We start from the raw sequence: 13,545 nt of genomic DNA on the forward strand, positions 1-13,545 counted from the left end.
AACTAAAACCAGGATTGATGCTACATTTCCCAAACAGTCCAAAATCGAGAACTATGTCTGCTGTTTAAAATTCTCAAAAATTGCCTCTGCGGCTGATTATCCTCATTACCTTCGTTATCTAAATCTTTGTAGTGGTGAGTCTTTTGAGGAAAAATAAGTAATTTTTTAGTACAAATCTAGCAATAGCTAGATGCTGTAATTCTGTTAAAAGCTATAATTTACAACTGTTGAACAGAGAGATTAACTTGTGGATGCCATACTAGAGCGATCGCACGAATTAAAACAAGCCTTAGTAGATTTTGTCCTAGATGCAGAGGGGGAACTGGCACAAGCACTAGAAACCTATGCAGCCAAACAGTTACGTCGTGGGAGTGGTGATAGTATACAGCAGGACTTAATTATTGACAGCTTTCTCACAGAAGGCAAAGTCAATGATCATTCACCGCTAGAGTTATTTACACGGGAGCATCCCAATTTATTAGAGAGCGATCGCAACCTGATCAACAGCTGGCATCATAGTTTTATTGGCTTATTTGCCATAACTAACATCCTGCCTGATGGCTTTGAATTATCGAACTGGCTTACAGATAAACATTACATTGTCAAGCCAAACAATGCCAAAACACTACAGGAAATATCTCGGTTAAAAGTAGGAGAAATCATTTTAACTCGTATTTCTCCCGTCACAGATAGCTATTGGATGTTTTCTGGCCCTTACACACTGATGGGTAAATTGGGTAAACCAAAACTTGCTGTAGCAATTGGCAATTTCAAAGATAACTATAAAAGTAATCTTTACAGCGATGCTCCAGACTTGCTAGAAGAAGCTTGGCAGTCGGTAGTAAAATACCATCAACAGTTTGTTGACTTTTTTGGCGCTGATGAAATTACATTACCTGGTTATCAGCTTAATAAAAAAATAGCTGAATTCCAAGAATTAATTACTGAGAAACAGTTAGCAGATGCAGGAATTGATCCATCAAAATCCCTGGCTGAAGTGGCAGAAGCAGCTGGCATTGGAGATGAGGAAATCAAAGCAGCGGCAGAAGAATTTGGTGCTGACTCCAAGACAGTTTCTCAAATGTTTAACAGCAAAAGTGGCAATAGTAAAATGGTGATGCCAAAGGTTGATTTACCTGCTGAACTCAAGAAAGCAGAACAGGTAACAGCTCTTTCCCATCCTCGTTGGGGACAAATGTTTTTACCAACATATAGTAAAATCCAAGCAATTTTATCAGCAGAAGACTGGCAAAATATTGAAGGTGCTGAAAAACTAATTCGCTACTACCTTGAAGATAAAAGTATTAATGCATTTATCTGGCATCGATTAGCGCAACAGTATCCAACTCAGTTAGAAAAGGTGTTGCAGACATTTCTACAACGTCCTGACTTTCGCCTTGCAACCAACTTAGACGCACTTTTGCAAGAATTTCACAAACCCATCGAGCCGGAATTACCAGAAATTGCTAGTGTCCCCATACATCTGCATAACTTATTTCAAGAAGCTTTAGGAGAAGTGAACAAATCTAAGCCTAAGAGTAAAGGGCAACAAAAGCCAGCAAAGGGTTTTCAACGAGGTTAATCTTGCCATCTCCCCCACTCTCTTCTAACCTTCCAGTGTCCGCACATAAACTATCTGATCTTGAGCATCATAGAGAAACAAGGGTAAGTTAGCATTCTCACTAATTACAGCTAGCGCTTCCCGTAAAGTTTGTAAGTGATTGGTAAGGTCAACAGAAGTAGTTAGGTTCTCAGAATAAGAATTTACTGAGCTATTTTGGATTGTTTGGTCATACTCAGGAGTTAACCGGACAATAATTCCTTCGTTATCTATGCTAAAGGTGCAAATCTGAATTCCATTAACACAAGTTTTATCTAGGTCAGTGCGGGTTTGTTGCAAATTACTAGTAACTTGTAGTTTCTCTTGTGCTTGTTTGAGGGCAACTGAGTAAGGTTCGATGAGAGTTTGAGTTTGAGTGTAGTAAAAGCTATCACGAGATATCTGTTTAGCAGTTTGCAAAGCCTGATCCCAGTATGTAGCCGCTGCTTGCCATTGATTTTGTTGTTCGTAAGCTTTGGCTTGATTGGCAGTGCTGACAGCTTGTTGGTAGGTTTTGGCAGCTAATTGTTCTTTAGTAGTGCGATCGCGTGCTGCTGCTAGTTTAGGTTTATACTCTACCAACAGCTTTTGTGCTTCTTGATAACCAGGGCTAATCTGGGGAATCACATTTAAGGCATTAACTGCTACCTGCCAAGTAGACTGTACCTTTTGCCAGTCATTCAAAGATTTAGCAGTGGCTTCCCGGTTAGCGGCTGCCTTGGCTACAGCTTTTGCTGCTGTGAGTTTTTTCAGCCATTTTTCTGCAATGAGCATCTGCTGATTTACAGTATGCAATTTGACACGATAATCCAGCAATTTCGCTTGCACTAATCCATAGAGTTCACTGTTGGGACTCACAGCCTCTAGTGGGGCGATCGCTTGTCGCCATAAATGTTGTCTAGCTTGTAATTCCTCCAGACTATATGCAGGAGTTTGAATTTTTTGTGCTGCTATGGATGCAGTCTGCAAAGCCTTGACTACCTGGTTAATTTTTTCTACCCGCCCTGACAAACTTGCTTGTAGTTCTTCCGCTTGCTGGTAATGGGGCGACCAACGGGGAATCGGTTCCAAGGCTACACTGGCCGCTTGAAGTCTCTGTTGCACTGCTAACAATTCATTTTCTGACTTAGCGCGGCGCGTTAATTGCTGAGATTCGGTTTTTAATTGCTCAGCAATTTGGACTTGCTTACACTCAGACATTACACAAGGGCGAGTCAGAAAGTAAGCACCAGCAGCTAAGACTACAAATCCCAGTACTGCTGCACCCAGCATCATAGGTTTAACTTGAAGTACTGGCTTAGAAGCCGATAAATCCGGCGCACCCACAAACGGGTCAAATAGTTCCTCTTCCTCAGTCTCATCAATACGTGGAGAAAAGGTCAGAGAAGATGAAGGGGGTGGGAAGGACAAGGAGGACAAAGTAGAATCTCCCTTGTCTTCCCTATCTCCCCCTGCCTCCCCTTCCCTCCTCTGCACCGTTAAAAAACGTTTGGCATAAGGAAGTTTTTCGCCAAAAACTCTGAGGAAACATTGCACCTGTTGCTCTTTTTGGGGTGCTAGAGACTGGAGTACTTCCTCAAGTACTGCAAAAATCGTCTGAGAGTCAACTATCGTATCTGATGAATGTTGCGTTAAAATCATTAACTCGTCTTTATTGACGCCACACTTAACTTGGAAGAATTCAACCGATGGGACTTCTACAAGCAATTGTTCCTGCAAAGTTTTGGCTAAAAGTTGTAAATCTTCCTGCTGGACTGCCACTTTCATAGAGCTTTTCGCTGATCTTCTATATAGTTTTTCTTATCTTTGAGGGGAGAAAATGAACTTTTTGGATTAATTGAATACAGATGCACAGTTTTAACCAATCACAGTCTGAGAATCAGAACGACCAACTTTCTAACACAAATTCCGTATTTTAACCAAAAATTAAAATAGCAGTAATAATTGTTCGCTCCGCTACATTTTTGGTTGACTAGATGTGAAATTAAACAATCTGTCCAAAAGTAGAAATTACAAATAAAAAATGGGAATAATAAAGTTTTTGAGGATTTTAACTCATTACTTAGTGATAATTAAATTCATCGTAGCTACTACCCTCAGCTTTTAGTTGCAGAGCAGTTGTAATAGAATTATCTAAAGGTGAAGGAAATAATGCTATGTCATATATAGTTGCATTCAGAGATATTACTTGTTAGAGAGGAGGCAGCAAAAAAGACTCCTGACCTCTAACTCATAACTTCTATAGAGATTTTTGACAGAAATGCTAGTTATCTTCTATGCTGGGAGATTTACTGAGGAGATTAATCACGTTTTGTTGACTTGGCACAAATGGGTTGATTATAGAAATTAATTTATCTCATCTGCTGAATTCGATAAAATTGAACGATGATAAATAAATTTCTATAGTTACCCAAAATTTAATTCTGCAATTAAGGTGCTGCAAAAGATTAAAGACAGCACCAATCAAAAGCTTTGAAAGTGTCAATACAAGGTGCGTCAATGGATTTATTAGAGTACCAAGTTAAAGAATGGTTTGGGAAGATAGGCATTCCTGTATTGCCTTCCCAAAGAATCGACCATCCCACAGATTTGAAACGTTTAAAAATCCGTTTTCCGATTGTACTAAAATCTCAAGTACATGGAGCTGAACGGGCAAAAGCTGGTGGTGTTAGATTTGCGGAAACGACAATTGATGCGATCGCCGCTGCACAAAGTATTTTCAATTTACCAATTTGGGGTGAGTTACCAGAAGTTTTATTGGCAGAATCTCAATACGACGCCAAACAAGAATTTTACTTAGCGGTGGTTTTAGACACTGCTGTCTGCCGACCAGTACTTTTAGGTTCCAAAGAAGCCAATATTGATTGGGAATCGGCTGGGGAAAAAATGGTGCATGTTGTAGTTGAACAAGAATTTTCCCCATTTTATGCCCGACGACTAGCTTTGAAAATGGGCTTGCAGGGAACCCTAATGCAATCGGTAAGCAGCGTTGTCGAAAAGATGTATGAGTTATTTGTGCAAAAAGACCTGGATTTAGTAGAAATTAATCCTCTGGCAATTAATGCTGCTGATCAAGTTATGGCTCTAAATGGTAAAGTTAGGGTCAATGAACGGGCAATCAAGCGTCATCCAGATCTCGCCCAGATAGCGGCAAACATCATCAGCCGTCATACCAGTACTGAAATTAACGGCATTTTAGGTGACTGGGATGGTGTAGAAATGCACGGCAAAATCGGTATTTTGGGTAATGGTGCTGGTTCGGTAATGGCAACCTTGGATTTAGTCTCTAATGCTGGTGGTAAACCTGGTGTTTGTTTAAATCTACGTCATGCTTTCCTTACAGATACAGCACCAACGACCTTTCGCGATCGCTTAGACATCGGTCTAAAAATCTTGAACGCTGACAAAAGCATTCAAGTGATACTAATTAACTTCTTGGGTAGCATTCCTCAATCTGAAGAAGTAACCGAAGTCATCGCTAAATTTGTGCAGCAAGACAAAAGCGAACTCAAATCCCAGGTTGTACGCTCGAATGGCAGTAAAAGCCGTCGAGAACCTAATCTTCTACCCTTAGTTGTCCGTCTTGCCGGTTCTGAATTCAATGCCGCTAGAGAATATTTTGCAGAACTAAAAACCCACACTGATGCGCTGATAGTGGTAGAAAATTTAGATGAGGCAGTAGACAAAGCAGTTCGTTTGGCTAAGTTAACCGCCTCTAAGAAGTAATTCGTAATGACGCTCGTTCCGCGCTACCGCTTCTCTACGAGAGGCTTCTCTACGAGAGGCTTCTCTACGAGAGGCTTCGCCAACGCCAACGCCAACGCCAACGCTAACGTATTTCGTAATTAAGAGGTACAGAGCAAGCACTGATGTAACTACGAATTAGGTTAGTGCAGCGGTAGCGTTCCCCTACGCTTAAGCAAGCTATGTGCAGCGTCTCGTAGAGGGGAACGAGCGTCGGAACGAGTTTTAAGTAGGAAGGCTAAATTAAAGCTTACCTAGATTGCCGGGTTTCGACTGCGCTCAACCCTCGTCTTCTCAGGGATCGAGCATTGAGCGAACTTGTGCTGAGCGAAGCCGAAGCAGCCGAAGGGCGCAGTCGAAGTAGTCGAAATGCGTCTTACAAACAATTGAAACTTCCTACTTAACACCTACCTGATAGGCAGGTGTGAGACTTCATACTGTTATAGGTAAAAATTAAAAGTACAGGGTTGTCAAACTTACGGTAATTTTTTATGAACTTAACACCAGACAGTAAAGTGCTAATTCAAGGCTTTTGTGAATTCATTTCAGGAACTCATATTGCTCAAATGAAAGCTTACGGCACAAATTTGGTAGCTGGTGTCAATCCTGGATGTGGTGGACAGCAACTCAACGATTTGCCAGTGTTTGACTTGGTAGAGGAGGTGATAGCGGAATTTGGAGCAATTGACACAACGATTATTTGTGTACACCCTTTCCAAGTATTAGATGCGGCATTGGAAGCGATCGCATCTAATATTGGTCAGATAATTATTATCACTGCTGGCGTGCCGCCTTTGGATATGGTGCAATTACTTCGCAAAGCCGAGGCGTGTGAAACTCTTGTGATAGGGCCAAATAGTCCTGGGATCATTGTGCCGGGGAAAATTCTTTTAGGGACTCATCCTAGTGAATTCTACACTCCTGGGCCAGTGGGTATAGTCAGCCGTAGCAGCACCCTCACCTACGAAGTTGCCTTAGAATTGACCAAAGCTGATTTAGGGCAGTCAATTAGTGTCAGTATTGGTAGTGATGCGATCGTCGGTTCCTCGTTTCTGCAATGGCTGCAAATTCTTGATGAAGATGAAACTACACAGGCGATCGTTTTAGTCGGTCAACCTGGTGGAGGTAGTGAAGAAGCTGCGGCGCGGTACATTGCTGAAGCAATTGATAAACCAGTAATTGCTTACATTGCTGGTAGACAAGCACCACCAGGAAAAAGTTGGCGTCAGACTGGGACTTTGGCAACGGTTGTCGGACGTGATTCAAACTTCGGCACAGCTCAAAGTAAACTAGCTGCTTTAAAAGCAGTACATGTTCCAGTAGCCGAACGTCCTTCCCAAATTCCAGAATTAGTTAGAAAAAGGATTAATTGAAATGCTCCCCAGGATGCTTGCATGTGTTGTAATACTTCTTGGTTAAAGGGGAAAGGGGAAGGGCTTAAATTTGGATTTCTCATCAGTCAATATGATTGTGATGTTATGATCGCACTTTTAAACAGATTAGTAAAAAAACAAGTGCGATCGCACTTTTAAAGACTTGTCATTACCTGAGCTAATTCATTCGATAAATCAATTACAGGTTCTTGCTGCTTTTTAAATAAGACCCCAGCCAAGAAGTAATAATCACCAGAATAAAAGGCCATTTTGTTTTTTCGTAAACCTTCTATGTGCTTTTTAACTTTTGGCTCGGAGCTATAGTATCCAAATTCTAAAGGTAAAATCAGAAAATTACTTACACAATAGCCATTGTCTTTTGCTTGTTTGAGTGTACCTTTTGGATTAGAATAGCTAGACACTAAAACTAAAACATTTTCGTAGCCTAATGATAAAAGATTATTGGTAACTGTTGCCCCATCTATACCTCCAAATAATAGCGGCATATAAATATCTTGATCTGGTGCAGGAAGATAAGGCGGATTTGCTACAAGGTACTTAGCTTTAGGTTTAGAAGATTTAAACAAACAAGAATTATAGATTACGTATTTATTACCAAGATTATATTCATCAATTGTTGAATTTGCGACTTTCCATGCAGAAGTATTTAGTTCAAATCCGCGGATTACGCCTTCAAATTTGTTTCTCAATAATGTATTAATCACGGGACTACCATCTCCCGAACCAAACTCAACGATAGACTCAGATTGTTTACAATTTCTTAGAACAAGGTTTTCTAGGCAATTGGAGTAAAAAATAGATTCATCAGGGCAAAAAAAGATATCTTTCATTTGACTGTACTTCAATGGTAGTGTTATGATCAATGTAATAAGAGGTTATTTAATACCTTTAATCAAGGCAATAAATAAGTATTTCTTTAGTAAATAAGTCGTTACCAAAGAAAATAAATTTGTAGCGGATTAGCAATAGAATTATTTAGAAATGCAAAATTAAAAATGCCAGAAAAAACCTGCCATTTTTACTTACTAATTTTTTGCATTTCTCACACGAGAATAGAGATTTATTCAAACTCACGTATTGAGCGTACTACAGCTTTAGCTGCGCGATCGCCCATTAGCTTCTCTTGGTCATACCCAAGTACCAACTCCCACGCATCATTAGGATACTGTTCTGCTAAAGGCAAAGCCACATCATCTAACATCCAACGTCCGTGGCGCTCATCTTCCCTAATGTGCAGTTCCCAGTAACCCATCGCCGCCTCTGAGAGTCCCAATCGTTGCGCCGCCGCCAAATAATTTCTGTAAGCCGCAGGCCCAGCTACCTCAAAATATGTCAGTCCACCGCTGTAACGCAGAAAATGGCGCTTACGTTCTGTCACCAGAAAGTTATGATTGCCACAAGCTATGACTTCCCAAGGTACTAAATCAAAGTATCCCTCTGGTTCGGTATTCATGCCAAACTCAGTTAGCATTTGAGCAAAAAATGTAGAGTGCTTGCGAGATAAACGACCGTTGCCGTATTCTTCTAGTAGTACGCGTACAAGCGTACATTGCACCTCATTGGCAGTACCACCCAAAATTCGGGAAAGACGGCTACCTTCAACTAAGCCATCAAAAGAAGCGATCGCTAGCAAATGACGATAGCCAGCTTCCGTCATTTCCTCCTGGATATAGCGACTATCCTCTGACAAAGGCGGATCTAAATCGGCAGATGCACGCTCAATTAGCGCTTGTTTTACATCCAATTGTTGCAGTGCTGCCACATCGATTTGTGCAAGTTCCCACTCTTGCCAAGCTGCCTCAATTTGGTCACGACATGAGTGCAAGTAAAGCGATCGCTCATTGGTGTAGTGCCGCAAATCATCATACCAAAACAGCTTTAGCCGATTAATTCGATAAAGTATCCGCTGAAGAAAACGATGAGCTTGTTCGTCACCGTAGCCGTTTTGATAGGCAGCACGAATTGCCATTGAGAGTACACGTTCAAACTCATTGACTTTCGCAACTTCCACATCTAGTTTATTATCCAAATCCTCCGTAGCCAGCAGTTCTATAAACTGCTGCTCAGCACTGTTGTACTTAGTTGCCGTTCTTTCCCGTGTTTGCGTACTCTTTCCCGCAGCCTCAGCATTGGGGAACATAACTAAATTACTTTGCATGGAATCTTTGGTAGCTTTGCAAAGGTGTGAAATTAGTTCCACCCCTAATACTTATATATCCATACTCGTAGCTTTCTCTACCTCTTTCCCTGGTTATAAAGCAAAGATTAAATTTAGCAAGGTCAAGAGTCAACAGTTAAGAGACAGTGGTTATTTATTTCCCCAGTCCCCATTCCCTAATCTCCATTCCCCGTCTGACTCGGTGGAATCTGTTCAATAGGAATCAGTGTTTCCATCACCGACTTAACAATCGGTGCGGCGACAGTAGAACCGTAAGCATTTTCTCCTTTTGGCTCATCCACCAATGCCAACACTACATAGCGAGGAGACTCTACTGGCAAAATGGCGACAAAGCTAGTTATTCTAGCACCACTAATGTAGCCTCCAGAAGGACTAGCTTTTTGGGCTGTGCCAGTTTTACCAGCAATACGATATCCCGGAATTTGTGAAGGCTTGCCTGAACCTTCAGTAACCACACTTTCCATCATTTCTACCACCGTGTTGGCTGTGGTGGCTGAGAAAATTTGGCGTGGTGTGGTGCGATTGGGCGAATAATGCATCTGCCCTTTGCTATCAATCAGTCCCCGCACAACGTGAGGTGTGACTAATTTGCCGCCATTGGCTAAAGCTCCATGCATTTGCACTAGTTGTAATGGTGTTAAAGACAAGCCTTGACCGAAGGAAGTAGTAGCTGGTTCAATAGGCGAAGCGATAAATTGCTCTTGACTTTTGAGCCTACCGCTAACTTCAAAAGGTAAATCTGTATCAACTTTTTGTCCTAACCCCAAACGTTCCAGCCAGTTGTAATAGGCTGAAGGCTGCAATCGTTGAATAATTTGCACCATGCCAATATTGCTGGAATGTTGCAGAATTTGAGCGATGTTAATTCGCCCATAACTATTATTCAGAGCATTTTTGATCGTGCGGTCAGCCACTCGAATGAAACCGGGGTCATTAAAAGTATCATCTGGTTTGATGACACCATTTTCCAGTGCGATCGCCACATTCAAAGGCTTGAAAGTTGATCCCGGTTCATAAAGATCCGCCACCGTCCAGTTTTTGAACAGTGAGATATCAGACGTGGAGTATTTATTAGGGTTATAGGTGGGTTGAGAAACCAGGGCTAGTAGAGAACCATCGGACGCATCCATGACAATTACTGCCCCACGTTGTGCGCCAAACTTCTCCATCTGTTGTTTTAGAGCATTGCGAGCAGCTCGTTGCAGACGGCTATCGATAGTGAGTTGTAGTCGCAAGTCATCAAAATGCAAAAAGCCTTCAGGAGCATGATCCGGCATGAATGACCCATTACCCGACCGACTCAGCCGCACTGTTTGTACAGAACGTTCTAACAACTTCTCTTGAGAATACTCCACACCTGCCTGACCGCGACGATCAATATTTACATAGCCCACCACATCAGCAACCAAATCATCTGGTGGGTAAAAGCGGGAGTATTTTTGAATCAGCTCCAAGCCATTTAAGTTCAAAGAGGTGATGCGATCAATAATTTCTTCAGGCAACGCCGGAGCAAGCGTGATCCCGCTTTTTTTGCTTTGAAAGGTTTTCAACAATTCAGCAGCATCTTTATTTATGATTGGGGCAAGTCGCTGTGCTATCTCTTCATTGGACTTATTAAACAGCTTGGGATGAGCGTACAAAGTATACATCGGACGGTCAATCGCCAACACATTGTTACTGCGATCAACCACTGGCCGACGTGGCATGAAAGGTCGCAAATTAACCATTTGCTGGTTTCGCGCCCTCTGAGTTAACTTTGGCCCACGTACAATTTGCAAGTAATACAGATTGATTGCCAATCCCAAGCCTGCTGCTATTAATACGCCCCATGCAATGAACAGCCGAGACTTATTATGAGGTGCTTTGTCTTGGGTATTAGAAGCAGGTTTACCCGTCAACCCTCGTCTAGAACGCTTCTGCCGCCTCGTAAGTGTTGGATTCCGAAAATTCTTTTGCATTAGGGTAGTCCTTCGTCCTTTGTCTTTGAAGTTCTGTACGGTTAGCGCAGCGGTAGCGATGCGAGTGTCTCTGAACTTTGTAAGAGAGGAGCGTCGGAAGCCTTTCTTGGAAAGTCAGATCCGTTCGCCTCTATCTGGCGCTCAGACTTCTCTGTTTGTCGTTTGTCAAAAATCCTAGTCCAATGACAAATGACTGATGACTTTTAGTATCCCAACGGCGAAAGGGTTTGCTGTTGCGTTTCGGAATTTGGTGTTGTGGTAGACGATTCTGGGTTAGGACTTTGAGGTGCTGGAGACAAGAAAATTGTCCCTTCAGGAGTTGGTGATACTAATCCTGCTGTTGGTCGTTCTGCTTCCTCAGCCATTTTGTTTTTCAGTGTTGCATTGGTTGTTGTCAACAGCCGCTCATGACGTTGTAGGTTTTGCACTCTGCGGTATGTCTGACTCCAAAGCTCTTGAGAATATACCGTCCAGCCATAAACCACAAGTGTCGCTGCTACAAATAAAAACGCCACAACTGATGAATAACGATGTAAAGTGTACAAGCGCAGCAACCATAAAGGTGCTGATTTAGAACTAGGCATTACAGGAACGCCAATAAAATTTTCTTTCAGACTTTTGGGCGTTGCACTCGCTCCGTTGAGATTTGAGGCTTGTTGTCTACCCAACTCTTTCATCGATGTGGGTATAACCGCTTTATTCGTCGAAGAAACGGATAAATTTTTCGATAAACGCCGTTGTTTAGAGGCGACTGGTGCAGCTTCAGCGGTTGTAGAAGCGCTCCGCGCCGCTGATCCCTGACGCGCAAAGCGTCGTTTCCTTAAAGGAAGGGTAAAATGTCGTTGAAACCAAGTACCCTTTGCAGAAACATCTGATTTACGAGCAACAACCATAACTTTTTTCAGATTGAAAATACTGTATTTTGGATTAATTGTTTGTTCTTGCTAAGGTTAGAATTGCTTTTTGTACAATAAGCACACATAACACCCTACACCCTTTTATGTGTTCTGATAGGTAGCTGCACCAATGTTTGCATCTTCTGGATATTGCAATGCTTGCAATCAGCGAGCAGCAATCTGACAGATGTATTGCATCTAAAGTATGGCAATGCAGGGTCAAAGGTGCAAGACTCTGAGAAAAAATAAAAATTCTTGATATGATAGCTCGGCTTGCTAAGTAATTTACTACTTTGCGTTCGCTAATTAAGTTATCTGGCTCGTGAGTTAAGAGAAGCTAATCAGATTACTGTATGAAATAACCTTTAAGGATTGCTTTTGAGTATGTAATCTGACAGCATTTAAAAAAAAGCAATAAATACGGTATCGTATTCAACAGGCGAAAAATTTTTCTAGCCACAATTGGTGAAAGAGGAGTTATGAAAACAAAAATCTTTGGTTTTGCTCTAATGTTAAGTCTGGCCGCAATTCTCGGAGCCTGTGAAGGCACTAATGAACCTGCTGGGACTACCACTCCAGGTGCTCCAGGTGAGCCAGCAGATACCGGAGCTACACCTGCCGTTACTACTACGCCCCTTGCTACGCCTACTAAAACACCCTAAACCTGGCCATCACGCGCACGCTATGGGTTAGTGACGGCGCTGCTTACTAAATGACTTAAATGAATTAGGTCAGGCGAAAATACCAGTATTTTTGATGTTGGTGGATGAAAGCTTGGAGCTTGCTGAAATGTTAGTTTAAGTAAGACAGCAAGTAGAGGACACTGGTGAGGATAGTTTCTGCCGTAACCAGATGTCCGTCTGTAAATTCTCGCCTGACAGAACCTTTTTCCAAAATCAAAAAAGTTGAGTCCTAGAAATATCAACCACTATGTGGACAAGGTACTTCGTTGGGTGTAAACTACTCAGTTTCAAGAGTGCAAAAAATTTATCGCGATCGCTGGCAATTGCTCTTGATCATTGGCTGTAGTCCATTCCATATTGGGATTAAGTGGCTAAGTAATGTTGATTGACTTGCCAGATTTTTATTAGGGAAATGTCTAGTAGGGGTATGGCATCCAAAATCTTGTCCGCAAGCCGACAATCTGACTGACGCCGTGCCCCTACCGTATATTTTTGACAGTTTTGTTGCCCAAAATCGAGGAACAACCAAAAGTCTTCTCCTGTGGATGTTAGAAGATTGGTGAGATGGCTGAATCACCTAACTCTGAGTGTTAAAAGAGGGAGATGCAAAGAGTGATGAGATCCATAAGATTTTTGGTGTTAACAGTGAGTATTGTTACCTTGATAGCGTTAAATAGCCACTGGGGATCAGCGGTAATGGCATTACCGCCACCAGAGGATACGCCGGAAGAAATATTGCGGACACAGATTATTACAGAAGCGCGATCGCCCATTGATGGTAAACCCCTAACTGCTGCCGAATATGCAGAATTACAAGCGCAGCTACAAAAGGCCCCACCACCAAAGCTAACTTCAAACTTGCGACAAACTCTTTTCCTGCTGCGTTTGCGTAACGCACTACGTCAAGTTTTCCCGTTTTTAAATTTTTAATGACTTAAGCCGAAGATAGGGGTCAAGGGTCAATAGTGCTGAGTCCTGAGTCCTGAGTAATGAGTCAAGAATCAGTATTTATTCTCCCCCTGCCCCTCCGCTCCCCCTGCCCCTCCGCTCCCCCTGCCCCTCCGCTCCCCTGCCCCTCCGCTCCCCCTGCC

At 42.2% G+C, this 13,545-nt stretch carries 11 protein-coding genes; 5 read left to right on the forward strand and 6 right to left on the reverse strand.

The window, feature by feature from the left end; genetic code table 11:
- Positions 1 to 247 precede the first annotated feature (247 nt).
- Positions 248 to 1,582 carry a hypothetical protein gene (locus FNW02_RS25895; RefSeq protein ID WP_191760354.1) on the forward strand — a complete coding sequence of 445 codons (1,335 nt, stop codon included), beginning with the start codon at positions 248 to 250 and terminating at the stop codon, positions 1,580 to 1,582.
- A 24-nt stretch (positions 1,583 to 1,606) separates the two neighbouring features.
- Here FNW02_RS25895 and FNW02_RS25900 read toward each other — a convergent pair whose 3' ends face one another.
- A complete protein-coding gene (locus tag FNW02_RS25900; protein WP_191760355.1) occupies positions 1,607 to 3,367 on the reverse strand; it encodes a hypothetical protein in 1,761 nt (586 codons plus the stop codon).
- A gap of 732 nt (positions 3,368 to 4,099) precedes the next feature.
- Here FNW02_RS25900 and FNW02_RS25905 point away from each other — a divergent pair.
- Positions 4,100 to 5,326 carry a succinate--CoA ligase subunit beta gene (locus FNW02_RS25905; protein WP_191760366.1) on the forward strand — a complete coding sequence of 409 codons (1,227 nt, stop codon included), beginning with the start codon at positions 4,100 to 4,102 and terminating at the stop codon, positions 5,324 to 5,326.
- Here FNW02_RS25905 and FNW02_RS25910 read toward each other — a convergent pair.
- Positions 5,306 to 5,467: a hypothetical protein gene (locus FNW02_RS25910; protein ID WP_191760356.1), complete on the reverse strand. Its 162-nt coding sequence runs from the start codon at positions 5,465 to 5,467 to the stop codon at positions 5,306 to 5,308. The genes FNW02_RS25905 and FNW02_RS25910 overlap by 21 nt on opposite strands.
- Before the next feature lie 368 nt (positions 5,468 to 5,835).
- On the opposite strand from FNW02_RS25910, the gene FNW02_RS25915 reads away from it, so the two are divergent.
- Positions 5,836 to 6,717, forward strand: coding sequence for a succinate--CoA ligase subunit alpha (locus FNW02_RS25915; RefSeq protein ID WP_191760357.1), 882 nt, complete (start codon positions 5,836 to 5,838; stop codon positions 6,715 to 6,717).
- A 155-nt stretch (positions 6,718 to 6,872) separates the two neighbouring features.
- On the opposite strand, the gene FNW02_RS25920 is transcribed toward FNW02_RS25915, so the two are convergent.
- The 4 genes from FNW02_RS25920 to FNW02_RS25935 all read right to left on the reverse strand — a co-directional run bounded on the left by FNW02_RS25920 (position 6,873) and on the right by FNW02_RS25935 (position 11,768).
- A complete protein-coding gene (locus FNW02_RS25920; protein ID WP_191760358.1) occupies positions 6,873 to 7,568 on the reverse strand; it encodes a class I SAM-dependent methyltransferase in 696 nt (231 codons plus the stop codon).
- A 230-nt stretch (positions 7,569 to 7,798) separates the two neighbouring features.
- Complete coding sequence (locus tag FNW02_RS25925; protein WP_191760359.1) at positions 7,799 to 8,896, reverse strand: iron-containing redox enzyme family protein; 1,098 nt, start codon at positions 8,894 to 8,896, stop codon at positions 7,799 to 7,801.
- 176 nt (positions 8,897 to 9,072) lie between these two features.
- Complete coding sequence (locus FNW02_RS25930) at positions 9,073 to 10,875, reverse strand: peptidoglycan D,D-transpeptidase FtsI family protein (RefSeq protein WP_191760360.1); 1,803 nt, start codon at positions 10,873 to 10,875, stop codon at positions 9,073 to 9,075.
- 203 nt (positions 10,876 to 11,078) lie between these two features.
- A complete protein-coding gene (locus FNW02_RS25935) occupies positions 11,079 to 11,768 on the reverse strand; it encodes a hypothetical protein (RefSeq protein WP_191760361.1) in 690 nt (229 codons plus the stop codon).
- Positions 11,769 to 12,250: 482 nt separating this feature from the next.
- Here FNW02_RS25935 and FNW02_RS25940 point away from each other — a divergent pair, with 482 nt between their 5' ends.
- Both FNW02_RS25940 and FNW02_RS25945 read left to right on the forward strand, forming a co-directional pair.
- Positions 12,251 to 12,433, forward strand: a complete 183-nt coding sequence (locus tag FNW02_RS25940; RefSeq protein WP_191760362.1) for a hypothetical protein — start codon at positions 12,251 to 12,253, stop codon at positions 12,431 to 12,433.
- A gap of 636 nt (positions 12,434 to 13,069) precedes the next feature.
- Positions 13,070 to 13,384 carry a hypothetical protein gene (locus FNW02_RS25945; RefSeq protein ID WP_191760367.1) on the forward strand — a complete coding sequence of 105 codons (315 nt, stop codon included), beginning with the start codon at positions 13,070 to 13,072 and terminating at the stop codon, positions 13,382 to 13,384.
- Positions 13,385 to 13,545 lie beyond the last annotated feature (161 nt).

The organism is Komarekiella delphini-convector SJRDD-AB1, from assembly GCF_014831675.1.
Taxonomy (GTDB): Bacteria; Cyanobacteriota; Cyanobacteriia; order Cyanobacteriales; family Nostocaceae; genus Komarekiella.